This window comes from Allomesorhizobium aridi (assembly GCF_043769475.1).
Lineage (GTDB): Bacteria > Pseudomonadota > Alphaproteobacteria > Rhizobiales > Rhizobiaceae > Allomesorhizobium.
Map to the genome: position 1 here is coordinate 3,595,042 of NZ_CP171729.1, position 26,566 is coordinate 3,621,607.

General features: G+C 63.2%; 25 protein-coding genes and 1 pseudogene. 10 read left to right on the forward strand and 16 right to left on the reverse strand.

The genetic code is table 11. From position 1 onward, the window contains the following. The first annotated feature begins 41 nt into the window (after positions 1 to 41). From ACG873_RS19685 to ACG873_RS19695, 3 genes are all read left to right on the forward strand, one after another. Complete coding sequence (locus ACG873_RS19685; protein WP_394886901.1) at positions 42 to 947, forward strand: branched-chain amino acid ABC transporter permease; 906 nt, start codon at positions 42 to 44, stop codon at positions 945 to 947. A gap of 180 nt (positions 948 to 1,127) precedes the next feature. Next, a complete protein-coding gene (locus tag ACG873_RS19690) occupies positions 1,128 to 1,712 on the forward strand; it encodes a TRAP transporter small permease subunit (RefSeq protein ID WP_394886902.1) in 585 nt (194 codons plus the stop codon). After that, on the forward strand, positions 1,709 to 3,532 hold the full coding sequence (locus ACG873_RS19695; RefSeq protein WP_394886904.1) for a TRAP transporter large permease: 1,824 nt from the start codon (positions 1,709 to 1,711) through the stop codon (positions 3,530 to 3,532). Before ACG873_RS19690 ends, ACG873_RS19695 begins: the two co-directional genes overlap by 4 nt. A gap of 58 nt (positions 3,533 to 3,590) precedes the next feature. Here ACG873_RS19695 and ACG873_RS19700 read toward each other — a convergent pair whose 3' ends face one another. After that, positions 3,591 to 4,697: a TRAP transporter substrate-binding protein gene (locus ACG873_RS19700; protein WP_394886906.1), complete on the reverse strand. Its 1,107-nt coding sequence runs from the start codon at positions 4,695 to 4,697 to the stop codon at positions 3,591 to 3,593. A gap of 176 nt (positions 4,698 to 4,873) precedes the next feature. After that, positions 4,874 to 5,980, reverse strand: a complete 1,107-nt coding sequence (locus ACG873_RS19705; RefSeq protein WP_394886907.1) for a TRAP transporter substrate-binding protein — start codon at positions 5,978 to 5,980, stop codon at positions 4,874 to 4,876. A 262-nt stretch (positions 5,981 to 6,242) separates the two neighbouring features. Between ACG873_RS19705 and ACG873_RS19710 the strand changes: the two genes are divergently transcribed. Then, the gene (locus tag ACG873_RS19710; RefSeq protein ID WP_394886909.1) at positions 6,243 to 7,016 is read left to right on the forward strand and encodes a gamma-glutamyl-gamma-aminobutyrate hydrolase family protein; all 774 of its coding nucleotides are present in this window, start codon (positions 6,243 to 6,245) and stop codon (positions 7,014 to 7,016) included. 8 nt (positions 7,017 to 7,024) lie between these two features. On the opposite strand, the gene ACG873_RS19715 is transcribed toward ACG873_RS19710, so the two are convergent. From ACG873_RS19715 to ACG873_RS19745, 7 genes are all read right to left on the reverse strand, one after another. After that, positions 7,025 to 7,432 carry a hypothetical protein gene (locus tag ACG873_RS19715; protein ID WP_394886910.1) on the reverse strand — a complete coding sequence of 136 codons (408 nt, stop codon included), beginning with the start codon at positions 7,430 to 7,432 and terminating at the stop codon, positions 7,025 to 7,027. 157 nt (positions 7,433 to 7,589) lie between these two features. Beyond that, complete coding sequence (locus tag ACG873_RS19720) at positions 7,590 to 8,567, reverse strand: 2-hydroxyacid dehydrogenase (protein WP_394886911.1); 978 nt, start codon at positions 8,565 to 8,567, stop codon at positions 7,590 to 7,592. Between the two features lie 212 nt (positions 8,568 to 8,779). After that, on the reverse strand, positions 8,780 to 9,805 hold the full coding sequence (locus ACG873_RS19725; RefSeq protein WP_394893619.1) for a LacI family DNA-binding transcriptional regulator: 1,026 nt from the start codon (positions 9,803 to 9,805) through the stop codon (positions 8,780 to 8,782). Between the two features lie 76 nt (positions 9,806 to 9,881). Beyond that, entirely contained in the window at positions 9,882 to 10,823 is a 942-nt protein-coding gene (locus ACG873_RS19730; protein WP_394886912.1) for a DMT family transporter, read from the reverse strand. A gap of 93 nt (positions 10,824 to 10,916) precedes the next feature. Further along, a complete protein-coding gene (locus ACG873_RS19735) occupies positions 10,917 to 11,387 on the reverse strand; it encodes a MarR family winged helix-turn-helix transcriptional regulator (RefSeq protein WP_394886914.1) in 471 nt (156 codons plus the stop codon). Positions 11,388 to 11,577: 190 nt separating this feature from the next. Beyond that, the gene (locus ACG873_RS19740) at positions 11,578 to 12,312 is read right to left on the reverse strand and encodes an intradiol ring-cleavage dioxygenase (RefSeq protein ID WP_394886915.1); all 735 of its coding nucleotides are present in this window, start codon (positions 12,310 to 12,312) and stop codon (positions 11,578 to 11,580) included. Positions 12,313 to 12,592: 280 nt separating this feature from the next. After that, positions 12,593 to 13,330, reverse strand: a complete 738-nt coding sequence (locus tag ACG873_RS19745) for a class I SAM-dependent methyltransferase (RefSeq protein ID WP_394886917.1) — start codon at positions 13,328 to 13,330, stop codon at positions 12,593 to 12,595. A gap of 352 nt (positions 13,331 to 13,682) precedes the next feature. On the opposite strand from ACG873_RS19745, the gene ACG873_RS19750 reads away from it, so the two are divergent. Beyond that, the gene (locus ACG873_RS19750; protein ID WP_394886919.1) at positions 13,683 to 14,744 is read left to right on the forward strand and encodes a CobW family GTP-binding protein; all 1,062 of its coding nucleotides are present in this window, start codon (positions 13,683 to 13,685) and stop codon (positions 14,742 to 14,744) included. Positions 14,745 to 14,914: 170 nt separating this feature from the next. After that, positions 14,915 to 15,889: a WD40 repeat domain-containing protein gene (locus tag ACG873_RS19755; protein WP_394886921.1), complete on the forward strand. Its 975-nt coding sequence runs from the start codon at positions 14,915 to 14,917 to the stop codon at positions 15,887 to 15,889. 42 nt (positions 15,890 to 15,931) lie between these two features. Here the strand turns inward: ACG873_RS19755 and ACG873_RS19760 are convergent, their stop codons facing one another. Further along, on the reverse strand, positions 15,932 to 16,381 hold the full coding sequence (locus ACG873_RS19760) for a hypothetical protein (RefSeq protein WP_394886922.1): 450 nt from the start codon (positions 16,379 to 16,381) through the stop codon (positions 15,932 to 15,934). Between the two features lie 139 nt (positions 16,382 to 16,520). Between ACG873_RS19760 and ACG873_RS19765 the strand changes: the two are divergent. From ACG873_RS19765 to ACG873_RS19775, 3 genes and pseudogenes are all read left to right on the forward strand, one after another. Continuing rightward, positions 16,521 to 17,884 (forward strand): annotated as a pseudogene (locus ACG873_RS19765) (aspartate aminotransferase family protein). 32 nt (positions 17,885 to 17,916) lie between these two features. Then, the gene (locus ACG873_RS19770) at positions 17,917 to 19,302 is read left to right on the forward strand and encodes a glutamine synthetase family protein (protein WP_394886924.1); all 1,386 of its coding nucleotides are present in this window, start codon (positions 17,917 to 17,919) and stop codon (positions 19,300 to 19,302) included. A gap of 64 nt (positions 19,303 to 19,366) precedes the next feature. After that, the gene (locus ACG873_RS19775) at positions 19,367 to 20,065 is read left to right on the forward strand and encodes a UdgX family uracil-DNA binding protein (RefSeq protein WP_394886926.1); all 699 of its coding nucleotides are present in this window, start codon (positions 19,367 to 19,369) and stop codon (positions 20,063 to 20,065) included. Between the two features lie 3 nt (positions 20,066 to 20,068). On the opposite strand, the gene ACG873_RS19780 is transcribed toward ACG873_RS19775, so the two are convergent. The 5 genes from ACG873_RS19780 to ACG873_RS19800 all read right to left on the reverse strand — a co-directional run bounded on the left by ACG873_RS19780 (position 20,069) and on the right by ACG873_RS19800 (position 25,218). Further along, complete coding sequence (locus tag ACG873_RS19780) at positions 20,069 to 20,488, reverse strand: hypothetical protein (RefSeq protein ID WP_394886927.1); 420 nt, start codon at positions 20,486 to 20,488, stop codon at positions 20,069 to 20,071. A 95-nt stretch (positions 20,489 to 20,583) separates the two neighbouring features. Continuing rightward, positions 20,584 to 21,846 carry a glycerate kinase type-2 family protein gene (locus ACG873_RS19785; RefSeq protein ID WP_394886928.1) on the reverse strand — a complete coding sequence of 421 codons (1,263 nt, stop codon included), beginning with the start codon at positions 21,844 to 21,846 and terminating at the stop codon, positions 20,584 to 20,586. Between the two features lie 22 nt (positions 21,847 to 21,868). Beyond that, positions 21,869 to 22,369 carry a heme-degrading domain-containing protein gene (locus ACG873_RS19790; RefSeq protein WP_394886929.1) on the reverse strand — a complete coding sequence of 167 codons (501 nt, stop codon included), beginning with the start codon at positions 22,367 to 22,369 and terminating at the stop codon, positions 21,869 to 21,871. Positions 22,370 to 22,631: 262 nt separating this feature from the next. Further along, positions 22,632 to 23,954, reverse strand: a complete 1,323-nt coding sequence (gene guaD, locus ACG873_RS19795; RefSeq protein WP_394886931.1) for a guanine deaminase — start codon at positions 23,952 to 23,954, stop codon at positions 22,632 to 22,634. A gap of 46 nt (positions 23,955 to 24,000) precedes the next feature. Beyond that, positions 24,001 to 25,218 carry a urate hydroxylase PuuD gene (locus ACG873_RS19800; RefSeq protein WP_394886933.1) on the reverse strand — a complete coding sequence of 406 codons (1,218 nt, stop codon included), beginning with the start codon at positions 25,216 to 25,218 and terminating at the stop codon, positions 24,001 to 24,003. 131 nt (positions 25,219 to 25,349) lie between these two features. On the opposite strand from ACG873_RS19800, the gene ACG873_RS19805 reads away from it, so the two are divergent. Then, positions 25,350 to 26,270 carry a LysR family transcriptional regulator gene (locus ACG873_RS19805; protein WP_394886935.1) on the forward strand — a complete coding sequence of 307 codons (921 nt, stop codon included), beginning with the start codon at positions 25,350 to 25,352 and terminating at the stop codon, positions 26,268 to 26,270. Positions 26,271 to 26,277: 7 nt separating this feature from the next. On the opposite strand, the gene ACG873_RS19810 is transcribed toward ACG873_RS19805, so the two are convergent. Beyond that, positions 26,278 to 26,535: a CopG family antitoxin gene (locus ACG873_RS19810; RefSeq protein ID WP_394886937.1), complete on the reverse strand. Its 258-nt coding sequence runs from the start codon at positions 26,533 to 26,535 to the stop codon at positions 26,278 to 26,280. Positions 26,536 to 26,566: the final 31 nt, after the last annotated feature.

The following is a 26,566-nucleotide window of genomic DNA, read 5'->3' on the forward strand; positions in this document are numbered from 1 at the left end:
GTTTCGACCCTGCCGCGGAGGTCCGCGGCGGACGGACACGCATGTTCTATTTCCTGCAGCAATTGCTCAACGGATTGCATATCGGCGCGATCTACGCGCTGCTGGCCTTCGGATATGCGGTGAGCAACGGCGTGCTCCACCGCACCAATCTTGCCCATGGCGCGCTGTTTGCGTTTGCCGGCCAGATCATGATCCTCGTCGCCGTGTTCGGCTGGCAGGTCCTGTGGCTGACGCTGCCGGCCACCATCGCGCTCGGGATCGCGGCGGCTTTCGCCTACTCCCTCCTGATCGCCGAGGTGCTGTCGCGCCACGTGTTCCGTGAGTTGGCCGCCCGTTCGCCCAACACAATCGTCGCCGCGACGCTCGGCGTGGCGCTGGTGCTGATGGAGCTTGGCCGCATAGCGGCCGAAACACGCGACTTCTGGCTGCCGCCGCTGCTCGCCGACCCTGTTGTGTTAGCCGCTTCCGCCGGCTTCCGGGTGACGCTTACGGCCATGCAAGTCGTCAATTGCGCCATCGCCATTGCAGCGATCGCAGCGGCCGGCACGGCGCTGGCCCGCTCCCGCTTCGGGCGCGAATGGCGCGCCGTCGCCGACGATCCCGCGGCGGCAGCACTTTGCGGAGTGGACACCGGCCTGGTCTTCCACCGGGCGATCTTATTCGGCGCGGCGGCGGCGGCGCTGGCAGGCATTCTGGCGGGCCTCTATTTCGGCAATATCAGCTTCGGCACCGGCCTGGTCTTCGGCCTCAAGGTATTGTTCATCACAGCTGTCGGCGGCTATCACGCGCCGACGCGCGCGGCTGCGGGCGCCATGGCGTTCGGCATCGCCGAATCGCTGTGGTCGGGCTACTTCCCCATAGAGTGGCGCGATGCCTGGATGTTCCTGTTCCTGGTAGCACTCCTGGTGCTGCGGCCCGCCCGCGAGGAACCAGGCAAGCCCGCGTAATCTTGCTTTCCCCCGGCCTCCCGACGGGTGATCCACCTCCATTGGTACAATGACCTGTGGGCGGCTGCACCATCGCTTGTTGACGCGCCGCCAAACACTCGGCATATCCGATGGAATCGCGGCGCGCGAAAAAATTCGGGGAACGCTAAGGCTCGCCTCGTACAAATCTGGGAGGATCGCATGGCAGGGCTGCTCGCTCTATCGAGAGCCATTGACCGTATGAACGAGTTCATCGGCAAATGGGTCTCATGGCTTATCTTGCTGGCCGTGCTGGTCAGCGCGGCCAATGCCGTTATCCGCAAGACCTTCAACATGTCTTCGAACGCCTGGCTGGAGCTGCAGTGGTACCTGTTCGGCGCCGCATTCCTGTTGGCCGCCGCTTACACGCTGCGGCAGAACGAGCACATCCGCATCGACATCGTCTATGGCATGTTCTCCAGGCGAGTTCAGCACCGGATCGACCTCTTCGGGCACGTCTTCTTCCTGATGCCCTTCGTCCTGTTGATGATCTACTATTTCGTGCCCTACGTATCGCTCTCGTATCGTAGCGGCGAAGTCTCGACCAACGCCGGCGGCCTCATCATCTGGCCGGCGAAATCGCTGCTGCTGATCGGTTTCTCTCTGCTGGCGCTGCAGGGGATTTCGGAAATCATCAAGAAGATCGCCATCATGCGCGGCGACATGGATGATCCGACGCCCTTCATATCGGTCCATGAACAGGCTGAACTGGAAGCCAAGGCGCTGGCCGAGGAGATCCGCTCATGATCCATTTCATTGCGGAGAACATGGCGCCGATCATGTTCTTCTCGCTCATCGTCTTTATGCTGCTGGGCTATCCCGTCGCCTTCTCGCTCGCGGCCAACGGCCTCCTGTTCTTCTTCATTGGCGTCGAACTGGCGCCTTATTCGAGCAACGAGATCACGCTGTCCTGGCCGCTGCTCTATGCGCTTCCCGAGCGCTTCTGGGGCATCATGTCGAACGACACGCTGCTCGCCATCCCGTTCTTCACCTTCATGGGCATCGTGCTCGAGCGGTCGGGCATGGCCGAGGATCTGCTCGACACGATCGGCCAGCTGTTCGGCCCGATCCGCGGCGGTCTCGCCTATGCCGTGATTCTCGTCGGCGCGCTGCTCGCCGCAACGACCGGCGTGGTTGCGGCTTCCGTCATCGCCATGGGCCTGATCTCGCTGCCGATCATGCTGCGCTACGGCTACGACCGGCGCGTCGCCACCGGCGTGATCGCCGCGTCGGGCACGCTGGCCCAGATCATACCGCCCTCGCTCGTGCTGATCGTGCTCGCCGACCAGCTCGGCCGCTCGGTCGGCGACATGTATGCGGGAGCGCTGATTCCCGGCCTGGTGCTGACGGGTCTCTACATGAGCTACGTGCTGATCATGTCGATCATTCGCCCGAAATCGATGCCTGCTTTGCCTCTCGAAGCGCGCACGCTCGGCCATGGCGTCGTTTCGCTGATCGTGGCGGCCATCGTGACGGTCGGCATCAGCTACGCCGCGCAGGTCTATCTGACGCCGAGCCAAGGCCCCAATGCCGGCATCTGGGGCGCCACGATCGGCATCATCGTCATATATGCGGCGGCGCTGCTCGACAGGACGTTGAAAATCAATGCAATGTCACGGCTGGCCCAGCAGGTGATCATCGTTCTGATCCCGCCGCTGGCGCTGATCTTCCTGGTTTTGGGAACGATCTTCCTCGGCATAGCGACGCCTACGGAAGGCGGCGCCATGGGCGCGGTCGGCGCGCTCGCGATGGCGGCTGCAAAAGGAAGGCTCAGTCTCGACGTGGTGCGACAGGCGCTAGCGTCGACGACCAGGCTTTCCAGCTTTGTGTTGTTCATCCTGATCGGCGCCCGCGTGTTCTCGCTCACCTTCTACGGCGTCAACGGCCATCTCTGGGTCGAGCACCTGCTTGTCTCGCTGCCCGGCGGCGAAATGGGCTTCCTGATCGCGGTCAACGTGCTGGTGTTCCTGCTGGCGTTCTTCCTCGACTTCTTCGAACTGGCCTTCATCATCGTGCCGCTTCTGGTCCCCGCGGCCAACGCGCTCGGCATCGACCTGATCTGGTTCGGCGTGCTCCTGGGCGTCAACATGCAGACCAGCTTCATGCATCCGCCCTTCGGCTTCGCGCTGTTCTACCTGCGCTCGGTGGCGGCGCGCGTGCCCTATCTCGACCGCATTACCGGCAAGACTATCCAGCCGGTGACCACGGGGCAGATCTACTGGGGCGCGGTGCCCTTCGTCTGCATCCAGGTGATCATGATCGGCTTGGTCATTGGCTTCCCGCAAATGGTCATGCACTACAAGGGCGCGGTCATCGACCCGAGCGACGTCGAGATCGTCGTGCCTGGCTTCGGCGGTGGCGGGGGCGATCAGCAGGGTCTGCCGGGCCTCGGCTTGCCGCAGTTCGGCGCGCCGCCGCCGGCCGATGGAGGCACGGCGCCTGCGCAACCGGCCCAGCCTGCGCCCCCGGCTAACGACCTGTCTCAACCGCCCAGTTTCGGTAGCACGGCGCCGGCCCAGCCTGCGCCGCCCGCCACCGACCTGTCGCAGCCGCCGAAATTCAACTGAGGCAAAAAAAACCCCGGAGCTCAGCTCCGGGGTTTTCGTTCAACAGGGGCGAATGCGGTTAGATCTTGCCGCCGCGCTGCTGGATCATCATGAAGGTGTCGAACGTGTATTCCGATACCTGCGCCCAGAGATAGGCATCCTTCCGGAAGGCCACCTGGCTGTCGTAGATCTTCTTGAAACCGGCATTCGAAGCGGTGATGTCCGCATAAGTCGCGTTCGCCGCGTCGAAGCAAGCAGTCAGGATCTCCTGGCTGAACGGACGCAATTGTGCGCCACCGGCGGCCAGCCTGCGGAGTGCGGCCGGGTTCTTGTAGTCATAGCTTGCCATCATGTTGCCGTTCGCTGCTTCGCACGCCGATTTCAGGACCGCCTGGTAATTCTTAGGCAATTCGTTCCACTTGGCCTGATTGATCAGCGTGTGCAGCACGGGGCCGCCTTCCCACCAGCCCGGATAATAGTAGTATGGCGCGACCTTGTAGAAACCGAGCTTCTCGTCGTCATAGGGTCCGACCCATTCGGCTGCGTCGATCGTGCCCTTTTCCAGCGACGGATAGATGTCGCCGCCTGCGATTTGCTGCGGCACGACGCCCAGCTTTTCGACGACCTTGCCGGCGAAGCCGCCGATACGCATCTTTAGACCCTTCAAGTCTTCAAGCGTGTTGATCTCCTTGCGGTACCAGCCGCCCATCTGCGCGCCGGTATTGCCGCAGGCCAGTCCGTAAAGACCCTGTGTCGCGTAGAATTCGTTGAGCAGGTCGTTGCCGCCGCCGTAGTACATCCAGGCGTTCATCTGGCGCACGTTCATGCCGAATGGCACGGCTGTCGCCAGCGCGAAAGTGGGATCCTTGCCCCAGTAATAATATGAAGCCGTGTGGCAGCATTCGACGGTTCCGGCGGCAGCCGCGTCCGCGGCCTGCAGGCCGGGAACCAGTTCGCCGGCGGCGAAAACCTGGATGTCGAAATTGCCGTCGGTCGATTCCTTGACGAGATTGGCCATCGTCTGGGCGGCGCCGAAGATCGTGTCGAGCGCCTTCGGAAATGACGAGGTGCAGCGCCATGTGATTTTCGGCGCGGTCTGCGCGATAGCCGGAGCGGCCAATGTCGTGGCGGCTGCGGCACCGGCGCCGGCGAACCCGGCCTTTCTGATGAAACTACGACGATCCATTCCAAGTCCTCCCAATTGATGATGCGCGCCGGATCGGTCTTTGCCGAATGCCCGGGCCGCCCAATCAATGCACGGCGCGGCCATTTAGTCCAGACGACCGGGACTGCTGTCCCAGACGAAAAAGCCCCGGAACCTTGCGGGTTCCGGGGCTTCGATCGAGACAATCGGTTGGCGGGCTAGATCTTGCCGCCGCGCTGCTGGATCATCATGAAGGTGTCGTAGTTGTATTCGGCGACCTGCGCCCACAGGAAATGCTCCTTGCGGAACGCGGTCAGCGAATCCCAGACCTTCTTGAAGCCGGCATTTGATGCCGTGATCTCGGCATAGACCTCGTTCGAGGCGTTGAAGCAGGCTTCCAGGATCTCCGGGCTGAACGGGCGAAGCTGAGCGCCGTTGGCGACCAGTTTCTTCACCGCGGCAGGGTTGAGGAAATCATACTTCTGCAGCATGTTCGCGTCGGTCGCCTGCGCGGCAGTGCGCACCAGCGACTGATAGCCCGCCGGCAGCGCGTCGAACTTCGCCTTGTTGAACATGAGATGGACGGTCGGCCCGCCTTCCCACCAGCCGGGATAGTAGTAGTAGGGCGCGACCTTCTGGAAGCCGAGCTTCTCGTCGTCGTAAGGTCCGACCCATTCGGCGGCGTCGATCGTGCCTTTTTCCAGCGACGGATAGATGTCGCCGCCGGCGATCTGCTGCGGCACCACGCCGAGCTTTTCCACGACCTTGCCGGCGAAGCCGCCGATGCGCATCTTCAGGCCCTTGAGGTCGGCGACGGTGTTGATTTCCTTGCGGAACCAGCCGCCCATCTGCACGCCGGTATTGCCGCCGGGGTAGCCGACCAGACCCTGTGTCGCGAAGAATTCGTTCATCAGGTCGATGCCGCCGCCATGATACTGCCAGGCATTCATGCCGCGCGCATTGAGCGCGAACGGCACGGCGGCGCCCAGCGCCCACGTGGGGTCCTTGCCCCAGTAATAGTATGACACCGTATGGCATGCCTCGACGGTGCCCGCCGCGGTCGCATCCGCAGCCTGAAGGCCGGGAACGATCTCGCCCGCGGCGAAGGGCTGGATGGTGAAATTGCCGTCGGTCGCTTCCGAGACCATTTTGGCAAACACTTCCGCGCCGCCATAGATGGTGTCGAGCGACTTCGGGAAGGACGAGGTGAGCCGCCAGGTAATCTTGGGATTGCCCTGGGCGATGGCCGGGGCTGCAAGCGCCGTGGCAGCCGCGGCGCCCGCGCCGGCGACGCCGGCCTTGGTGATGAATGAACGTCGATCCATTAACTTTCCTCCAATGCTTGGATCTACACAACGCCGTCCAGCAGACCGGAAGTCTGAATCGGTTTTTCGGCGAGGCCGCACAATACACACCGAAGGAGTCGAGTCCAGCACGCAGGCGCTTCCCCGAGGGTCAGACGGCGCTGGCCCAAAACTATTGTCTAACAATGCCGGTCTACGCCGCGCGGCATCGCAATCTCCCATGGAAAACCGCCGGCGGATCGCCTATTTTGCAGGCATTGCCAACGCCGCAACGGACCCTTCAATGCATCAGCCGCTCGTCGCCATATCGACCGATGTCCGCCAGTTCGAGAACTACACCTGGCATGCGGCACCCCAGCAGTATCTCGAGGCGGCGATTGCCGGCGCGGGCGTGTTTCCGGTGCTGGTGCCTTCGTTCGGCGACCGGCTCGATTTCGACCAGTTGCTCGCGTCGGTCGACGGCGTGATGGTCACCGGCTCGAAATCGAACGTGCATCCGTCCTTGTACGGCGGTGACGCCAGGGAGGAGAACGGCCCCTACGACCCCGCGCGCGATGCGACCACCCTGCCACTGATCCGCAAGGCGATCGAACGGGGCGTGCCGCTGCTGGCGATCTGCCGCGGCATCCAGGAACTCAACGTCGCGCTTGGCGGCACTCTAGCGGCCGAAATCCAGGAGCGCGAAGGCTCGCTCGACCACCGCGCGCCGGTGAGCGACAATCAGGACGAGCGTTTCGCCATCCGCCAGAACGTGACGATCAAGCCCGGCAGTTGCCTGGCCGGCGTTTTCGGCGCGGGCGACATCATGGTCAATTCGGTCCACCGCCAGGGCATCGACCGGCTCGGCTCAAAACTTCAGGTCGAGGCGGTGGCGGCCGACGGCACGGTGGAAGCCGTGTCGGTCAGGGATGCGCGCGGCTTCGCAGTCGGCGTGCAATGGCACCCGGAATACTGGGTGAGTTCCGACAGCGCCTCGCTCAAGATATTCCGCGCCTTCGGCGATGCGGTGCGGCTTCACGCGGCCGCCAGAGCGAGCGTCAGGACCGCTGCGGAATAAAGCGGGTCTTAATCCGCAGCGTCGAGCGAAAGCAGCGGCGTCGACGGCTGGAAGGATTCGTAAGCGACGCCGTCGGCGACCGAGAAGCTGACGATCGGGTCGCCATCGTTTTCGACGAAAACGACCGAGCCGTCATTGTTCTCGTGCCAGAATTTCGCACGTTCCATCCCCGGCAGGAGTGCGGCGCAGGCAGGTTCGACCCTAAGCTCCGCACGGTCCTGTGATACCGCATCGCCCCGCCTGACCGCGCAGGACGCGCCGCCGCTGGAGCGCAGGCGAAACGCGTCGCCTTCCGCTTCCGCTTGGCGTATGGCGGTAGCGGCCTGCGCCTGACGGTCGCCCGCCGGCCCATAGGAAAGCACGCCGGCTGCCGCGAGCAGTCCGGCTATCATGACGGTGGATGCTGCAAGGTTCATCTCGAGACCCCTCAATTTGCGCCTGACCCGAAACCGAGCCACGCGCAGATTCAAGCTTCCGGAGCGTCGCCCGGCATCGGGCCCGCCGCTCCATGATTCGTAACCATGAATCGTCGAGTGCTAAGCTTGCGTTAACAAATGCGGCAAAGCCGAGGCGTCATTGCCGGGCAACGATCGCGGCTGCCTCCGGGACGGGCGTCAGCGCCTTGCCTGTGGAGAACCAGGCGACGAGATTGTCGACCACCAGGTCGGCCATGGCGTTGCGTGTGTGGACAGAAGCCGAGCCCACATGCGGCAGGAGCGTCGCGTTGGGCAGGTCGATCAGGGCCTGCGGCACGTTGGGCTCGTCGGCAAAGACGTCGAGCCCGGCCGCCCGGATGTACCCCGCCGCCAATGCCTCTGTCAGCGCCTCTTGGTCGACCGTGCTGCCGCGGCCGATATTGACGAACACGCCATCCGGCCCGAGCGCCTTCAGGACCTCGGCATTGACGGCCTTGTCGGTCGCCGCGCCGCCGGGTGCAACCGAGATCAGCGTATCGACGGCGGAGGCAAGGCCCAGCAGCGTCGGGTGGTATTCATAGGGAAGCTCGGCGACCCGGCGCCGGTTGTGATAGGCGATCGACAGACCGAACGCTTCGAGCCGCCGCGCGATCGCCAGGCCGATGCGGCCCATGCCAAATATGCCGGCGCGGCGTCCCCTGAGCGTTGCCTTGGTCAGCGGATAGGGTCCTTCCTTGACCCAGCGGCCCTGCCGGAGCCAGCTTTCGGCGCGCGGCAGTTCGCGCACGGTGTTGATGAGAAGGCCGAGCGCGGTGTCGGCAACTTCCTCGGTCAGCACGTCCGGCGTGTTGGTGACGATGACACCCTTGGCTGCCGCATGGCGGGCGTCGACGGCGTCGTAGCCGACGCCGAAATTGGCGATGATCTCCAGATTGGGCAGCGCGTCGATGAAGGCGGCGTCGATGGCCGTCATCGCGGCTATGCCGCGCACGTCGCGGGCCAAGTCAGGGGTGAGCAGCGATTTGTCCGCCCGGTCGATGTGCGCCATCCGGAACGCGCCGTCGACGCGCGCCGCGGCGCGCTCGTGCAATCGGCCTGGGACGAGGATGGTCACGGCGGAGCGGTCGCTGGTCATGTTCGGATTTCTTCCAGGATTCGGCTGCGATGATGGCCCTGCGGCCGAGGACGTGCGCCAGACCGGCGCCGCCGTGATTTGCCAGAACGGCAAATTCCGACCGCAGGGGCGCCGAGCGCGAGAGCGCCTGCTGGCCGATCACACCACTCGAGCACGAAAAAAACTTTAGCATAGGACCGCGCCGCCGGGCAATTGCGGACGGGAATGCGATGCTACTGCGTACGTTCCAGCGGCCTGCCCGTGGACTGCCGCACATGCAGTTCGGGGCGGATCAGTTCCTGCGACGGCCGCACGGCCTGGCCGTTCAGCTTGTCGAGCAGGGCGCTGGCTGCGCGGCGGCCGACCTCGCGCTGTCCGTTCCAGACTGTGGTCAGCGCCGGGGTGGCGATTGCCGCCTCCTCGAGATCGTCATAGCCGGTGACGGAAATGTCGACGCCAGGCACCAGCCCGGCGCGCGCGATGCCGTTCATCAGTCCGATGGCGACAAGATCGTTCCAGCAGCAGGCGGCCGTCGGGTGATCTTTGAGCGCCAGGAACTGGCTTGCCGCTTCGAAACCGGCCTGCTTGGTGCGGGGTCCCGGAATGCGCCAGTGCGGCTTGACCTCCAGCCCGGCATTTTCCATCGCTGTCAGGTAGCCCTGGAAACGGTCGCGGCCGGTCGAGGTCTGGTCGGTGCCGCCGATCATGGCGATGCGCTTGTGCCCGAGCGAAATCAGATGATTGGTCGCGAGCCCGGTTCCATAGGCGTCGTCGCCGCGAAACACCGGCACCTCGGCGCCCTCGACCGTGCGGGCGATCAGCACCGCCGGCAGGCCGTTCTCCTCGGCGAGCCGGATGTCCTCTGGCGGCGTGCCTATGGCAGGCGACATGATGACGCCGTCGGCGCCGAGCTGCAGCAGCGTGTCGATGAAGGTGCGCTGCTTTTCGAGCTGGTCGTAATGGTTGGACAGGATGAACGTTTGCCGGCTGCGGTCGAGCTCGCTTTCGATCGAGCGCAGGATTTCGGCGAAGAACGGGTTCATGATGTCGTGGACGACGACCCCGACTATGCCCGATCGCGAGGTGCGCAGGCTGGCCGCGCGACGGTTGTAGATGTAGCCGATGGCGCGCGCATGCTCCTTGATGCGGTCGCGCGTCACACCTGCGACGAGTGGACTGTCGCGCAAGGCGAGCGACACGGTGGCGGTCGAAACGCCGAGCGCGTCCGCGATCGTCGAAAGCTTGATTTTCTGCGCCAGCTCGCCCTCCCCGGCCGTCCCTCAGCCCGGCATTTAAACTGTTTAAATGTGGCTTATGGCACCGGGCGACGCGGAGTCAAAGCTTTTTTGCCAGCTCCGCATCTTCGGTGTTGGGCGCGGTGCGGCTGGCGAGGCGCAGCCTGTGCTCGCGATGGACGATATAGAGGCCGCTGGCCACGATGATGGCGGCGCCGCCGAGCGTCCAGCCGTCCGGAAGCTGCCCGAAAACCAGATAGCCGAGGCCGATCATCCACACCATCTGCAGGTAGGGATAGGGTGCGAGCGCCGTCGTCGTGGCCTGCCTGTAGGCCTTGATCAGCAGCCAGTGGCCGAAGCCGCCGAAGAATCCGAGCGAGATCAGGATCGCCCAATGGAACGGTTCCGCCGGCGCCGAGATCGTGTAGGGCACCACCGGCGACATCATGACGACGGGCGCGAGGGCGGAATAGAAGATCAGGCTTTCGGCGGTCTCCGACGCGGCCATGTGTCTGGTCATGATCACATAGGAACAATAGCTCAGCGTCGAGCACAGCGCGTAGACATGGCCGAGTTCGAAGCTGCCTACGCCGGGACGGGTGATGACGAGGACGCCGGCGAAGCCAGCGATGATCGCCATCCAGCGGCGCCAGCCGGCCCACTCGCCGAGCAGCGGTCCGGCCAGCGCGGTGATCACCATCGGCGCGAAGAAATAGATCGACATGGTTTCGGCCAGCTGCAGCGACTTCAGCGCCGCGAAATTGAAGATCGTCGAGCCGAACAGGAAGAGGCCGCGCAGGATCTGGCGCGGCAGGCTTTGCACCCGAAACATGGCCGGGTTGTTCCAGCCGCGAAACAGGATCAGCACCAGCGCGACGTGGACCGCGAAACGCATCCAGGAGACGAACGGCGCCGCCATGCCCGACAGCACCAGATATTTCGCGCCCGTATCGAGAAAGGAGAACAGCAGGCCTGCGCCGAATACGAGCAGGATCGCCGACACGGGCGTGGCGGCTTCGGAACTGTTTTCAGGTACGCTCAAATGTCTGCAGTCGGCTGAGGGTGGATTTAAGAATACTTTTGGCCGTGCCGGCCGCCTGGCGCAAGGCCAAACGGCTGGTCCAGCGGATGCAGATCAATCTTCCAGTTCGAGATCTTCGTCGACCTCGGGCGCCGCCGCGCCGTTGAGATTGGCTTCAATGCGCGACAGGAGCTTCGACAAGGCCTTCTGATCCTTCTTGTCGAGCCCGCGAAAAGCCTGCTTCTCGGTCTTGCGCACCGATTTCTGGATGCCGCGGATCGTCTCCCGGCCGGCTTCGGTCAGGAAGATATGCGCCTGCCTCGCGTCCGAATCGGATGCCCGCTTGTCGAGGAAGCCCTGCACCTGCAGCCGGTTGATGGTCTTCGTGATGGTCGGCGGGCGCACGCCGAGCCGCGTCGCCAGTTGGCCCGGCGTCTGGCCGTCCTGCTGGTCGAGCGCTAGCATGATCTGGTCCTGCCCGGCATAGAACCCTTGAGACAGCAGCCGCGCCGCGAGCGCCGTCCGCGACAGGCGCGCCGCCGAATGCAGCCGGCTCATCGTCGCGCTTTTATCAGCCTTCACCATGTGCACACCCTCAAGCTCGCACCGCCTTCGACAGCATAGTTGCGGCGGCGTCGTTGCCAATCGCGATCTCTTGCCAGGCCGGCATCCCCGAACGTTTGCCGGCAAGCAAACATATCGCCGACCGTGCTAATGCCAGAGCTGTATTTCAGTTAGATGACAAAGGAAAATTTTTGACCGAAGGCCGGCGACCTCACGCCCCGGCGCCGACCGCGATGATCATCAGCGCTTCGTAAGCCGATTGCGTTTCGCGCAACGCCGCCTGCGACAACGGCCCCGCCTGCAACGCGATCCCGTCCTGCCTGTTCCACACGTCGCGCTTTTCGGAACGGTCATTGTAAGGCGCGACACCGGTGAACAGATGCTCGCTGAGATCGTCGGGAAAGAATATCTGGCCCGTCATCACCGAGTTTTCATCGGGAAAAACCTTTAAATGGATATGCGTGGTGCGGCCGCGATACCAGCCGGGATAGATGGTTTTGAAAGAGACGAGACCCTGACCGTCAGTATGCTGGACGCCGCGCAGAAACTTCTCGCCCGTCGTATCGATATCGCGGCCGTCGCCCTGCCCCGGATAGCCGGAGTAGTGGCCCTTCGCATCGCAATGCCAGATATCGACGCGCGCGTTTGGCAAGGGCAGGCAGCTTTCGTCGACAACCTGCAGCCGCAACGTCAACTCGACGCCTTCGCGCCCCTCCGCGATGTCCTGCCGCTCGAGCTCGGGATCGAAATAGAACGGCCCCTCGGTGGTTTCCGGCGTGATCGCACACAGTCCCGCGCCGGGCATAAGCAGCGAGGTGCCCGCAAACGGAGAATCGCTTGCCGCCAGCGCTTCGGCAGGCAGGAATGCACCGCCGCCGGCGGTCACGGCGATCAGGCCCAATGCCTGCCGGCGGGTGAGACGGGCGTTCGACGATTTGGGGTCCATGGAAAACAACCTTGCGAACCGAATGGCCGCCCAAATCTAGGCTGCCGTCCGAACCCGGCCTAATGAATTTTCCGTAATGGCTGGCCCGGAAAGGCTGCCAGGATCGGCACGTGCAAACGCATATTGCCGTCCTATATGGGGGCGATCATCCAATCCTGGATTGCCGACGTCGATGACCCCGGAAACTGGACCATGGCCTGGCGTGTGTGAGATTCAGGTCAGGCCGGAAGCGCAGAAAGCCGCCATTTGCAGGCCGGCATCACCTGAATATCAACACACCCTAAATCTTGCGGGCATACACGGTAAGGTTCTCGGCAGGACTTTCAAATGGAGCTGCAGAACGAACAGTCTCGCCCAGTTCGCGGGCTTCGCGCTCATTGGTGACATAGATACCGGCGAGCAGGCGGTATTCCTTCGCCGGCCCTTCGTTCTGATAAACGATCTCCATGCCGAGTGTCGTCAGAATGTCCGCGATTGCCGGGGCGCTGATGTAGACCACGGAGTTGGTGACGAACTCGGCGTGTTCGGGCAGCCCGAGCCCGTCTAGATAGGCGGCGGCAAATTCGCGGGGAAGATACGGGGGCCACGGTACCTGCGCATGACCGTCCCACTCGTTGCGGACATCATCGGCCCAAAGGGTCAGTGTGCCACCCGGTTTGAGAACGCGAACAATCTCACGCAAGCACGTTTGCGGATCGGGCACATGCTCGAACACCATAAAGGAATGACAGGCCTCGAAGTGATTTGACGGGTACGGCATCAACCTTCCGGGGTAGAGCGTGATCCTCTCTTTGGCGCTAGGCTCATGCCTTTCGGCGTTCCGCAAAAATTCGACATGGCGCTGTGGGTCAACTTCGATGCCGTGAACATCCAGCCCATTGCGCAGCGCTGCGATTAGGAACCCGCCGGCGCCACAACCGAAGTCCAGCAATCGCCCCGCTGGCGGCGCTCCAAAGCGAGTAATGTGGGACCGCCTGAAACGCTGATAGCGCTGCTCGCCTTTTTCGATTGCCGACATTCTTCCTCCATCCAAATCACACGCCCTTTCGCACATCACCCCCAATACTTCAATCTGCAACCTACCGAGGTTCACCAGCCATGCCCGGAATACGCGCACAAGCCACCGCGCTTCCGATAGCGCAACGCTGGCGGACGGGTGGAAAAATCCTGTTCGAAAACTGCGACCAAGCCCAGGCCGGACTGTCGCACACTCCATCCGCCAGTCTCATGAATGTCTCGTGACGCACGCCTTGGGGCTATGGTTCAAACCCAGAAATAGCTTGCCAGAACCGCATGTTCCAAGCGTGCAAATCACAACTCACCGTCCTATATGGTAGCAACCACGGTCAAGGAATGCCAAGAGGACCATCATGAGCGACGCACAGACGCAGATCCCGGTAACCGTGCTCACCGGCTATCTCGGCTCCGGCAAGACGACGCTGCTGAACCGCATCCTTTCGGAGAACCATGGCAAGCGCTACGCCGTCATCGTCAACGAATTCGGCGAGATCGGCATCGACAACGATTTGATCGTGGAATCCGACGAGGAAATCTACGAGATGAACAATGGCTGCGTGTGCTGCACGGTGCGCGGCGACCTGATCCGCGTGGTCGAGGGCCTGATGCGGCGGCCCGGACGCTTCGACGCCATCATCGTCGAGACCACCGGCCTCGCCGACCCCGTGCCGGTGGCGCAGACCTTCTTCATGGACGACGACGTGCGCTCCAAGACCAGCCTTGACGCGGTCGTCGCCCTGGTCGACGCCAAGCACCTGCCGCTCCGGCTCAAGGACAGCCGCGAGGCAGAGGACCAGATCGCCTTCGCCGACGTGGTGGTGCTGAACAAGACCGACCTGGTGACGCCGGAGGAACTGCGGGATGTCGAGGCGGCGGTCCGCGCCATCAATCCGGCCGCGAAGATCCATCGCACGACGCGCGCAGGCGTGAAGCTGACTGAAGTGCTCGACCGTGGCGCATTCGACCTGAAGCGGGCACTCGAAAATGATCCGCATTTTCTCGATGGCGACTACGATCACGAACATGATCACGATCACGACCATCATGACCACGATCACGGGCACCACCATCATCATCACGACGGCCACGACCACGGCGCGGTTTCGCCGATCCATGACGTGACCGTGCAGTCGGTCTCGCTGCGCGGCGGCGAGATGGATTCGAAGAAATTCTTCCCCTGGATCGAGAAGATCACGCAGATGGAAGGCCCGAACATCCTGCGGCTGAAGGGCATCATCGCCTTCAAGGACGATCCTGAGCGCTATGTCATCCAGGGCGTCCACATGATCGTCGAGGGCGACCACCAGCGCGCCTGGAAGGATGGCGAGAAGCACGAGAGCCGGCTGGTCTTCATCGGCCGCGAACTCGACGCCGAACGGCTGAAGAAGAGCTTCGACGCGTGCCAGGCTGCCTGATCCTTCAATCAGTCCCCGGCGCTAGCGCTGCCCCTCATCCCCTGCCGGACCTTCTTCCCGTGCAGTACCGGGAGAAGGAGAAAGCTCCAACGCTAGTGCCCCCTCTCCCCGTCCTTACGGGGAGAGGGTAAGGGTGAGGGGCAGCTGAACCTGGAATGAAATAGCCTGTCATGCCCACAGTAGCCCCGCTCGATCTTTCCGGCCATTGCATTGCCGCCGCCTTCTTGACGGGTGTGCCGCATTTTGCGCTCGCCGATGGAACCATCCACCGCCTCGACCACGGCCACAAGACATCGCAGGCCAATGACGGGCTGCTCTGCGCCACGCTCGACCTGACCGGCGCCAAACTGATCACCGGCGGCGAGGACGGCAAGGTTTTCGCCACCGGCCCGGATAGCGAGGCGATGGTCGTCGCCGAGGCCGGCCGGAAATGGATCACCAGCGTAGCAACTGGACCTCAAGGCGCGATCGCCTTTGCCACCGGCAAGATCGCGACGGTCCGTTTCGCCGACGGGCGGACCAAGGAATTCGTGCATCCGCGCTCGGTCGAGGGCCTGGCCTTCGCGCCAAAGGGCATGCGCTTCGGCGTCGCCCGCTACAATGGCGCGACGCTGCATTTTCCGGCGACCGAAGGCAAGCCGGTCGAACTCGAATGGGCCGGCGCCCACACCGGCATCACCTTCTCGCCCGACGGCAATTTCGTCGTCACCGCCATGCAGGAAAACGCCCTGCACGGCTGGAAATTAGCCGACGGCAAGCACATGCGCATGACCGGCTATCCGGCGAAGGTCAAAAGCCTGTCGTGGAGCGCCAGGGGCAAATGGCTGGCGAGTTCCGGCGCGCCTGCGGCCATCGTCTGGCCGTTCTCGGGCAAGGACGGGCCGATGGGCAAGGCGCCGCTGGAACTCGGCACGCGCGGCAATTCGATGGTCACCACCGTCGCCTGCCATCCCAGCGAGGAGATAGTCGCTATCGGCTACCACGACGGCATGATTATCGCCGCGCGCTTCGCTGACGCCAAGGAAGTGCTGCTGCGCCGCCCCGGAAAGGGCGCGATCACCTCGATGATGTGGGACGAGGACGAACGGCGCATCGCCTTCGGCAGCGAAGCCGGCGATTGCGGCGTCATCGATATCACCGGCTGACGAAGGAGCCGGCCGAGGCACTTCCCCGGAGCGGGATAAGGCTCATTCGACCCCGCAGGAAATCTCGCCTGTGTGGGTGACCGTGCTGCCCTGCCCGTTTTTGCCGCCGGCATCGTACGCCGTGAAGGAATAGGTGCCGTTGTATTCGATGTCGTCCCCGGCCGCCTTTGTCAGGATGGTGATTTCGACCGACCCGAAGATTTCGGTATCTCGCTCACGATAGAGCACCATGTTCAGGTTCTCGCCGTGGAACCAGTATTGCGGAACGTGCGCGCCTTCGAACGATATTTTGCTGAGATCGTCGCCGATCGTGGCATCATCGACTTCTGATGAAGCGCGGAAATCGAAAAACGGAAAACCCATTCCGCGGGTCACTCCGCTCTGGATGCTGATCTTGACCGGTCCGCCTACGTTGTCGCACCAGAGCCCGCCCGACGCGAACACCGCGCCGCACGTTAGCAGAAGTGCGCCCAGCGCCAGAAAAATACGCATGTTTCCCCCCGAACCGATCCATTTCCGAGCGCTGCCATGGCTCGGCACGAGTGTGTCATAGCGGCTTTCGGTTGCTGGCGCGTGTCGCCGCCCGATAGATTTGTTTCACGGAGGGGACGTTTCCATGAGCCTATCGAAAATGCAGGCCGGCCACGCCAGCGTCACGCCCGAGCGCATCTCCGAAATTCGCACGCGCGAGGCAGCGCTGTTCAAGAAGGCCCGGCCGAAAACCGAGGCTGCCATCGGCAGGGGCGCGAAGGGCTTTTTCGGCGGCGTGCCGATGCACTGGATGAACGACTGGCCGACCCCGTTCCCGATCCTAGTCGACCGGGCCAAAGGCGCAACGATCACCGACGTCGACGGCAACGAGCTGGACGATTTCTGCCTCGGCGACACCGGCTCGATGTTCGGCCATTCGCCGAAACCGGTGGCCCGCGCCATCCGCCGCCAGAGCCGGCGCGGCCTGACCTACATGCTGCCCTCGGAGGATGCGCTGGCGATCGGGCCGCTGCTTGCAGAGCGATTTAGGCTGCCGCACTGGCAGATCGCAACTACCGCCAGCGATGCCAACCGCTTCGTGCTTCGGGTCGCCCGCGCCGTGACCGGCCGGCCAAAAATCCTGGTGTTCAACGGCTGCTATCACGGCGCCGTCGACGAGACTTTGTCCGGCTCGACGCCGGCAAGGCGGTGAACAAGCCGGGTCTGGCCGGTGAGTTCCGCGACCTGACCGAGGCGACGAAAATTGTCGAGTTCAACGATATCGGCGCGCTGAAAAAGGCGCTGGCGGCAAACGATGTCGCCTGCGTCATCACCGAGCCGGTGCTGACCAACTCCTGCATGGTTCTGCCCGCGCCCGGTTTCCACGATGCGCTGCGCAGGATCACACGCGAGACTGGAACGCTGCTGCTTATCGACGAGACGCATACCATCTCCACCGGTCCGGGCGGCTACACGCGCAGGCACGGCCTCGCGCCTGATCTCTTCGTGCTCGGCAAGCCCGTCGCCGGCGGCATTCCAGCCAGCATCTGGGGCATGAGCGGGGACGTGGCCGCGCGCTATGAGGCGTACAACCATAAGAAGGAGCCGGGCTATTCCGGCATCGGCACCACGCTTTCGGCCAACCCGCTGCAATTCGCTGCCATGCACGCCACGCTCGAAGAGGTGATGACCGAGAAGAACTATGCCCACATGGAAAAGCTCGCTGCGAGGCTGGAACGCGGGCTCGCCGCCGCGATCGCCAGATGCGCGCTTCCCTGGCACGTTATGCGGGTCGGCGCCCGCGTTGAATTCATCTGCGCGCCCGGCCCGCTGAGGAATGGCACGGAAGCGTATGCCGCCCATGCGCCCGACCTCGAAGCGGCGATCCATGTGGCGCTGGTCAATCGCGGCTGTCTGATCGCACCGTTCCACAACATGATGCTGGTTTCACCTGCCACCGCCAAGCGCCAGGTCGATCGGCTGGTCGCGGCGTTCGGCGATGTTGCCGTCGAACTCACGGCGTGAGACAAGCCCCTTTCCGGCAACAGGGCAGCAGCATGAAGTCCCCATCAGGTTCGACGATCGACGAGGCAAAGGCGTTTCTCGACCAGCACCCCGAGATAGAAGCCTTCGACATCGTGCTGACGGACGCCAATGGCGTCGGGCGGGGCAAGATCATCCGCCGTCATGAGCTTGCCGCCATCTACGAGAGCGGCCGGCACATGCCGATCTCCATCCTTGGCCTCGACATCACCGGCGAGGATGTCCACGAAACCGGCCTGATCTGGGATTCCGGCGACGGCGATTTGCGCGCCTGGCCCATCCCTGGCACGCTGAAGCCGCTCCATGGCACGAGCCCGGCGCGCGGCCAGGTGCTGATGTCCATGTATCATCTGGACGGTTCGCCGATGACCTCCGACCCGCGCCACGCGCTTGCCCGGCAGGTCCGCAAGCTCGCGCAAAAGGGCCTGCATCCGGCCGGCGCCTTCGAGCTCGAATTCTTCCTGCTCGCCAACGAGCGCGACGCGGAAGGCCGCGTGCAGCCGGCTGGTGCGGTGCTCGACGGCCGCAAGAGCGGCAAGACCGAGGTCTATTCGGTCGACCATCTGCACGGCATGGAGCCGTTGTTCTCCGACATCTACGCCGCCGCGAAGGCGCAGGGGATTCCGGCCGAAACCGTGATTTCCGAATATGCGCCGGGCCAGTACGAACTGACGCTGCACTATCGCAAGGACATCATGCAGGCGGCCGATGATCTCGTCATGCTGAAGCGGCTGGTGCGTGCGGCGGCGCGCAGGCACGGCGTCACGGCCTGCTTCATGGCCAAGCCGATCGAGAAATATGCCGGCTCCGGCATGCACCTCCACGTCTCCATGCTGGACGATTCCGGCCTCAACATTTTTTCAGAGGCGGAAGAAGCAAAATGGGCGCCGGCGCTGCTGCATTCGCTCGGGGGCCTTGCGGCGACGATGCCGGAAGCCATGCTGGTGTTTGCGCCGCACGCCAATTCATGGCGGCGTTTCGTAGCGCAGTCCTACGCGCCGATCGCGCCGACCTGGGGCGTCAACAACCGCTCCGTGGCGTTGCGCGTGCCTGCCGGAGACGTGAAGAACCGCCGCATCGAGCACCGCCCGGCCGGCGTCGACACCAACCCCTATCTGGTGGCCGCGGCCGTGCTTGCCGGCATTTCGAAGGGACTGGATGAAAAGCTCGATCCCGGCCCGGAGACGACCGGCAACGGCTACGAGAACGCACCGAAGCTGGCCGGCGCGCCGGGTGACTGGCGCTCGGCCATCGAGGCCGCCGAAGCCTCCGAGTTCCTGAAGGAAGCGCTCGGACCTGACCTCCACCGCACGTTCACGGCAATCAAGCGCGCCGAGTACCTGCGCGTCGCCCGCACGGTCGGCGAACTCGATTACCATCTCTACCTGCACGAGGTTTGAGCGGCCCACGCATTCCGGAACCTCCTCCAGCCCCGCTCATTCCTGCAATGTGCGAGGTGAAGAGATGATTACGAGATTTTCTGCCGAGCCAGCTGCGCGCCACGCGAAGGCGGAGGTCAGGCACTGGCCGGAACTCAAGCCGACCGACGATGGCGAAGGCGGCGACACGGCCTCGATCGACGAGTTGCGCGAGATCGCCGAGGGCTGCCGCCGCTGTCCGCTGTGGCGCGATGCCACGCAGACGGTGTTCGGCGAAGGCCGGCAGCAGGCAAAGGTCGTGTTCGTCGGCGAGCAGCCCGGCGACCAGGAGGACCTTGCCGGCAAACCGTTCGTGGGCCCGGCGGGCAAGGTCTTCGACCAGATCCTTGCGGAGGCCGATCTCGACCGCACGATCACCTACGTCACCAATGCGGTAAAACATTTCAAGTTCGAGCAGCGCGGCAAGCGGCGCATCCACTCCAAGCCGAATGCCGGTGAAATCCGGGCCTGCCGCTGGTGGCTGGACAATGAACTGCGGCTGATCCAACCCGATCTAGTGGTTGCGCTTGGGGCGACGGCGGCGCAGTCGCTGCTCGGCAAGCCGGTTCCTATAACGAAAATGCGCGGCGACCTAGTGCAGCGCGAGGACGGCCTGCGCATCTTCGTGACCATCCACCCGTCATTCATCCTGCGCATTCGCGAGCGAGCCGACAAGGAAGCCGAACGCGCACGGTTTTTGGCCGATATGAAGGCAGTGAAGAAGCTGATGTCTGAGCGACCTTGACGGTCACGTATCTTTGATGCGCCCTTCTCTGCTTGGACGGCCTGGTACCAGGAAGATACGGTAACATTCCAGATCTTTTCGGATAGATGAATCCGCGTTGCCAGCATTCTCGTTTTCTGAGAAGTGGCTTCGATCAACACCAAGATTATTTCCAGCCACAAAAAGCGAATATTCACCCGGCTCGATCTTCGCCGAAATCAGCGGGTTCCCACCCATGATCGACATGACGAAAATCATGCCAGTGTCAGATTTGAACCCCGCACAGGTTACTCGCGGCCACCCGTCAGTGGGAGGTGTCGTTTCGGAGGCAAAAAGCTCGACCCAATGTTCATTCAAATCAGCTTCTGTACCAAACATCCGAAATGACGGCCTGCCAGCAAATCCACGTCCCACCGCATCAGCGTTCCAGTTTTCTGTATCCAAGATCGTTGCCAAAGGGTTGTCACAGACAACAATTTGGTAATGGCTCGCGAATATGCGGCCTGCGCCGAGCAAAACTCCAAACATCTACATGCGACTCACTGAATCAATATGGCCCTGAGATCATTGACATTGGTCCCCGTAGGCCCTGGCACAAACAGATCGCCAACCGCGTTGAACGCCGTCCACGCATTGTTGCCGGCGAGCATGGCCTTGGCGGCCACGCCGGCGGCGCGCATACGGGCGACGCTCGAACCATCGGCAAACGCACCGGCATTGTCTTCCGAACCGTCGATCCCGTCCGTATCGGCGGCCAGCGCATGGGCGCCGGCGACACCGTCGATCCCGAGCGCGAAGGCCAGCAAAAATTCGCTGTTGCGGCCGCCCTTGCCTTTCGCCCGCAGCGTCACGGTGGTCTCACCGCCGGAAAGCACGAGCACCGGCTTCCTGAACGGTCGGTCGCGGATAGCGATCTCGCGCGCGATCGCTGCGTGCACCGAGCCGACATCGCGCGCCTCGCCTTCGATGGAATCGGACAGGATGACAGTTTCGATGCCGTGCTTTCTGGCTTCCGCGGCGGCGGCTTCCAGCGAAACCGCGGCCGAGGCGATGACCTGGACCTCGTTGTCCGCAAATCGCCGATCGTCCGGACGCGGCGCGTCGGCCGCTGGAGAGTTCAGATGGGCCATGACGGCCGCCGGCAGTTTCATGCCGTAGGCGGCGACGATGCCCAGCGCGTCGGCGCGGCTGCCTTTATCCGGCACGGTTGGACCGGAAGCCACCAGCGCCGGATTGTCGCCGGGAATATCGGAAACCACCAGCGAAACCACCAGCGCCGGCCAGGCGGCGGCGGCCAGGCGTCCGCCCTTGATGGTCGAGACGTGCTTGCGCACCGTGTTCATGGCCGAGATCGGCGCGCCCGAGGCAAGCAGCGCCTCGTTGACGGCGATCTCGTCGGCAAGCGTCAACCCTTCGGGCGGCGACGGCAGCAGCGCCGACCCACCCCCCGATATCAACGCAATGACCAGATCGTCGGCCGTCAGGCCGGAAACCCTTTCAAGCAGCCGCCGGGACGCTTCGAGACCGGCGGCGTCCGGCACTGGATGCGCCGCCTCGATAATCTCGATATGCTCGCATCTGGCCGCATAGCCATATCGCGTGACGACCACGCCTTCGAGCGGCCCGTCCCAGGCTTTCTCCAACGCAGCCGCCATCTGCGCGGAGCCCTTGCCCGCGCCAACCACGATGGTGCGGCCTCTAGGCTTCTCCGGCAGATGTTTGCGGATCGTCAGTTCCGGATCGGCGGCCGCGACGGCCGCGTTGAAGACGGCGGTGAGGAGGGATTTGGGATCGATAGTCAAGGGCGCGTCCCTCCCGCGAAACTCAACTTGCAGCCGCCAGCGCCATTGAAGCGCTATCCCGCCCCAGATGATTGCACAGCGCATCGACGATGATGCCGTGGTCCTGGCGTTCCGGCAGGCCCGAAACCGCGATGACGCCGATCACACCCGCGCCCTTCACGCGGATCGGAAAGCCGCCGCCCGCCAGCACATAATCCGACGGGCTGAGCCCGAAGCGGGCGGGAAAGGTCTTGTCCTCGCGATCCTGCTCCAGCACCATGCGGTAGGTGCTTTTCAGGAACATCTTCACCGCATTGATCTTCCGCCGCGCCCAGTCGGTGTTCGATCCGGTCGAGCCCGGCAGCGCACAATAGAACAGCGCCCGGTCCCAAAGCCTGATGTCGACGATGATCGGCCAATTTTCGGCCAAGGCTCGTGCACGCAGCGCCGAGCCGATCTCGAACGCCGTCGCCTCGTCGAAGGCCGGGAACACCAGTTCCGCTTCCTGGACCTTGATCTTCTCGATATCGCTGGCGACGCTCATGATGCTCCTCCGAAAGCTCGTCGTCCGCTTTGACCGATCGTTATTGTTGGGTCAAGCATAGCGCGGAAGCGAGATATGTCGGTCCTGACGGTGCGTCCTTCGAGGTTCGGCTTCGCCTCACCTCAGGATGAGGAAGGCTTTTGCCCATGTCCCTTTTCTTAAGGCCGTGTTTCCTGAAGCCGCCTTCCAAGAGGAGGCAGATCGGCGCCCAACCTTCCTCATCCTGAGGCGCGAGCGCAGCGATCCTCGAAGGACGTACTTTTCATTCGCCGCTCGCAACCATGATGCTCTTGGCCGGCTTGCCCGCGACATAGACCTCGCGCACCGCCCGGTCGTCACCGAGCGTCTGCAGCAGGAACAGTTCCTCCGCCAGCATCTCGACCGTCTCCATTCGGAGCCGCATGCTTGGCGTCGCATGGCTGTCCAGCACGACGATGTCGGCATCGCTGCCCGCCTCCAGCGTGCCGACCTTGTCGGCGACCGACAGCGCCTCGGCATTTCCGCGCGTCATCTGCCAGAACGAGGCGAACGGGTTGAGCTTTTCGCTATTGAGCGCGATCACCTTGTAGCCCTCGTCCATGGTGCGCAGCATCGAATAATTGGTGCCGCCGCCGACATCGGTGGCCGTCGCGATGCGCAGCGATTTTTCGCGTTGCCGGTAGCGCTGATAGTCGAACAGGCCCGAACCGAGGAACAGATTTGACGTCGGGCAGAACACCGCCACCGAACCAGAATCCGACAGCGCGTCGGCTTCGCGCTCCGACAGATGGATGCAGTGGCCGAACAGGCTTTTTTCCCCGAGCAGGCCGTAGTGCTCATAGATGTCGGTGTAGTCTTTCGACCACGGATAGAGTTCCTGCGTGAAGGCGATCTCGGCGTAGTTTTCCGACAGATGCGTCTGCATGTGCAGGTCCGGATACTCGCGCATAAGTGCGCCCGACATCTCCAACTGCTCGGGCGACGAGGTGATCGCGAAGCGCGGCGTGATCGCGTAGTGCTGCCGCCCCTTGCCGTGCCATTCGCCGATCAGCGCCTTACTGTCGTCGTAGCCCGATTGCGGCGTGTCGAGCACGCCTTCCGGCGCGTTGCGGTCCATCATCACCTTGCCGGCGATGTTGAGCATGTCGCGCCCGTGGCTCTCCTCGAAGAACGCCTCCGCCGACTGCTTGTGCACCGAGCAGTAGGCCGCGACGGTCGTGGTGCCGTGCCGCACCATCTCGTCCAGGAACAGCCGCGCGATGCGGCGGCTGTGCTGCGCATTGCGGAACTTCGTCTCCTCCGGAAACGTGTATTTGTTCAGCCAGTCGAGCAGTTCCGCCCCATGCGAAGCGATGACCTGCATCTGCGGAAAATGCGCATGCGCGTCGATGAAGCCGGGCAAAAGCATATGCGGCCGGTGGTCAATCTTTTCCGTCTCCGCGCCCGCCTGCCGCGCCACATCCGCGTAGGAACCGGCGGCGACGATCCTGCCGTCCCGGATGAGCAGGCCGCCGTCTTCCTCGTAGCGAAAGGCGCCGTGGTCGTCCGTGGAATCGGGCCAGCGCAGAAAGGTGAGCGTGCGTCCACGAAGCAGAAGATCGGTCATGCGAAAAGCCTTGCTCGGATATGCAGAAATTTCATCGGAAAGGAGCTCACTTTCCCGCTCCCTCGAACCAAGCCGCAAGCAGCGCCCGCTCCTCGAGCGTCATGGCGGTCACGTTGCCGGGCGGCATGGCGTGGCTGCGCCCGGCCTGCAGATAGATTTCCCGGGCATGCTCGGCAATGGCCGCATCGGTTTCAAGAACCACGCCCTTCGGTGCCTGATGAATGCCCTCATAGGAAGGTTCCGCCGCATGGCACATCGAGCAGCGGCCGAGCACCGTGTCGCGCACCGCCGGAAAATGCGACGAAGCGACGAATATCTCGCTGGCCGCCGCCTGTTTCGGCTCGCCAGTCAGGATCTTCGGCACTGTCGAGAGCCACATGATGACGATGAACAGCACCGCGGCCGCCAGCCAGGTCCAGGTCGGGTTGCCTTTGCGCGCATGCCGTGTGTTGAAGAAGTGCCGGATCAGCACGCCGATGATGAAGACCAGCGAGGCGATCACCCAGTTGAACTGAGTTCCGAACGCAAGCGGATAATGGTTCGACAGCATCAGGAACAAGACGGGAAGCGTCAGGTAGTTGTTGTGCAACGAGCGCGTCTTGGCAATTTTGCCGTATTTCGGGTCGGGCTTCCTGCCCGCGATCAGGTCGGCGACGACGATCTTCTGGTTCGGGATGATCACGAGAAAGACATTGGCCGACATGATGGTTGCCGTCACCGCGCCGAGGTGCAGAAACGCAGCGCGGCCGGTGAAAAGCTGCGTGTAACCCCAGGCCATGAACACCAAGACCGCGTAGAGCACCAGCATCAACAGCGTGTCGTTCTTGCCGAGCCGCGACTTGCACAGGAGATCGTAGACCACCCAGCCGAGTGCGAGCGACGCCACAGATATGCCGATCGCCACGGGCGCGGAAACGTCCAGCACATTGCGGTCGATCAGGAAGAGGTCCGCGCCGGCATAATAAACCACGGCCATCAGCGCGAAGCCGGTCAGCCATGTCGAATAGGCTTCCCATTTGAACCAGGTCAGATGCTCGGGCATCTCGGCCGGCGCGACCAGATATTTCTGGATATGGTAGAAGCCGCCGCCATGCACCTGCCACTCCTCGCCATGCGCGCCCTGCGGCAGACCAGGACGCTGGCGCAGGCCCAGATCGAGGGCCACGAAATAAAATGACGAGCCGATCCAAGCGATGCCGGTGATCACGTGCAGCCAGCGCACGGCGAAACTCAGCCAATCCCAGAAAATCGCAAAATCGGTCATGCCCATCCTTCCCTGCCGACCCGCGACTTTACGGCCTGCGATGCAAACGGAAAGAGGGCAGGTGTGCGATGACTTTCAAAAAAATCTGGAAAATAGTAGCGTCGCCCCCGAAACTCATTGGAAGCCGGCAATTGGCCTACCTCGACAACATCGCTGTTTTCGTCCGTGTCGTCGAACTGGGCAATCTGTCGGCGGCGGGCCGCGACATGCGCATTTCGCCCGCCGTGGCTTCCAACCGCGTCAAGGAACTGGAAAAGCATCTAGGCGTGCGGCTGTTCAACCGCACGACGCGCCAATTGATGCCGACCGAGCAGGGCACGGTCTTCTATTCCGGCGCCAAGCAGGTGCTGGAAGCGATCGCCGAGGCCGAGGCCGCCGTCAGCGCGCTCTCGGGCCAGCCGCGCGGCACGATCAAGGTCACCGCGCCGCTGGGGCTCGGACGCCGGTTGATCGCCTCGGGCATCCCGGATTTCCGTGACAAATATCCCGACATCGAGGTGCGGCTTAGGCTTTCCGACCACAACGTCGACATTCTCAAGGAAGGCATCGACGTGGCCTTCAGGCTCGGCCTGATCGAGGATTCGAGCCTCAGGATGCGCGGCATCATGGAATGCGACCGCGTGCTGGTGGCCGCGCCGAAATATCTGGAGGCGCGAGGCGAGCCGACCGAGCCGCAACAACTGGTCGACGACAGGCATGATTGCCTGATGCTGCGCTTTCCCGGCATGCGCGAGTATTTCTGGACGTTGAAGACGCGGTCGGGCCCTGCCAAGTTCGAGGTCCACGGGCCTTTCGATTCCGACGACGGCGACGTCCTGACCGGCTGGGCGCTGGCCGGCCGCGGCGTCATCAACAAGCCGCGCTTCGAGGTCGAGCCCTTCATCCGCGACCGCCGGCTGAAGATAATCCTCGCCGACACGCCGCCGACGCCGGTGCAGTTCGCCGCCGTCTATCCGCACAAGAAGCTGCAGGATCCGAAGGTGCGCCTGCTGCTCGATTTCATGGCCGAGCGCTGCCAGCGTCTGATCCGGGATATTCTGGCGGGGCGCTAGCCCGGTCTCAGGATGCTTTCAAATTCTGCAGGCCGCGCTCCAGCAATTCACGCATGAATCGCTGATAGGGGATACCTCGCTTTCTGGCCTCCGCCTTCAGCACCGCCAATTGCCCTTCCGGCAGGCGCATGTTGACCCGAGCGGTCTTGTTCTCGAACTCGAACCGGTAAGGCTTGAACTGGGAAAAATCGAGATCGGACAGATCCTGTTCAAGGAAAGCCTCGGCTTCCTCATCGGTTGTCATGACCGGAACTTTTCGTTTCATAGCGTCGAGATCCCAGTCCTTGAGTCGGATG

Bases quoted from the DNA above. Each gene is read 5' to 3' on its own strand.
- ACG873_RS19695 (WP_394886904.1), top strand. From the start codon at position 1,709: ATGATCCATTTCATTGCGGAGAACATGGCGCCGATCATGTTCTTCTCG.
- ACG873_RS19705 (WP_394886907.1), bottom strand. From the start codon at position 5,980: ATGGATCGACGTTCATTCATCACCAAGGCCGGCGTCGCCGGCGCGGGC.
- ACG873_RS19715 (WP_394886910.1), bottom strand. From the start codon at position 7,432: ATGAACCTTGCAGCATCCACCGTCATGATAGCCGGACTGCTCGCGGCA.
- ACG873_RS19735 (WP_394886914.1), bottom strand. From the start codon at position 11,387: ATGGTGAAGGCTGATAAAAGCGCGACGATGAGCCGGCTGCATTCGGCG.
- ACG873_RS19790 (WP_394886929.1), bottom strand. From the start codon at position 22,369: ATGAGCGTCGCCAGCGATATCGAGAAGATCAAGGTCCAGGAAGCGGAA.
- ACG873_RS19740 (WP_394886915.1), bottom strand. From the start codon at position 12,312: ATGGACCCCAAATCGTCGAACGCCCGTCTCACCCGCCGGCAGGCATTG.
- ACG873_RS19700 (WP_394886906.1), bottom strand. From the start codon at position 4,697: ATGGATCGTCGTAGTTTCATCAGAAAGGCCGGGTTCGCCGGCGCCGGT.
- ACG873_RS19800 (WP_394886933.1), bottom strand. From the start codon at position 25,218: ATGACCGATTTTGCGATTTTCTGGGATTGGCTGAGTTTCGCCGTGCGC.
- ACG873_RS19710 (WP_394886909.1), top strand. From the start codon at position 6,243: ATGCATCAGCCGCTCGTCGCCATATCGACCGATGTCCGCCAGTTCGAG.
- ACG873_RS19750 (WP_394886919.1), top strand. From the start codon at position 13,683: ATGAGCGACGCACAGACGCAGATCCCGGTAACCGTGCTCACCGGCTAT.
- guaD (WP_394886931.1), bottom strand. From the start codon at position 23,954: ATGACCGATCTTCTGCTTCGTGGACGCACGCTCACCTTTCTGCGCTGG.
- ACG873_RS19810 (WP_394886937.1), bottom strand. From the start codon at position 26,535: ATGAAACGAAAAGTTCCGGTCATGACAACCGATGAGGAAGCCGAGGCT.
- ACG873_RS19685 (WP_394886901.1), top strand. From the start codon at position 42: ATGTTCTATTTCCTGCAGCAATTGCTCAACGGATTGCATATCGGCGCG.
- ACG873_RS19770 (WP_394886924.1), top strand. From the start codon at position 17,917: ATGAAGTCCCCATCAGGTTCGACGATCGACGAGGCAAAGGCGTTTCTC.
- ACG873_RS19755 (WP_394886921.1), top strand. From the start codon at position 14,915: ATGCCCACAGTAGCCCCGCTCGATCTTTCCGGCCATTGCATTGCCGCC.
- ACG873_RS19690 (WP_394886902.1), top strand. From the start codon at position 1,128: ATGGCAGGGCTGCTCGCTCTATCGAGAGCCATTGACCGTATGAACGAG.
- ACG873_RS19760 (WP_394886922.1), bottom strand. From the start codon at position 16,381: ATGCGTATTTTTCTGGCGCTGGGCGCACTTCTGCTAACGTGCGGCGCG.
- ACG873_RS19745 (WP_394886917.1), bottom strand. From the start codon at position 13,330: ATGTCGGCAATCGAAAAAGGCGAGCAGCGCTATCAGCGTTTCAGGCGG.
- ACG873_RS19775 (WP_394886926.1), top strand. From the start codon at position 19,367: ATGATTACGAGATTTTCTGCCGAGCCAGCTGCGCGCCACGCGAAGGCG.
- ACG873_RS19720 (WP_394886911.1), bottom strand. From the start codon at position 8,567: ATGACCAGCGACCGCTCCGCCGTGACCATCCTCGTCCCAGGCCGATTG.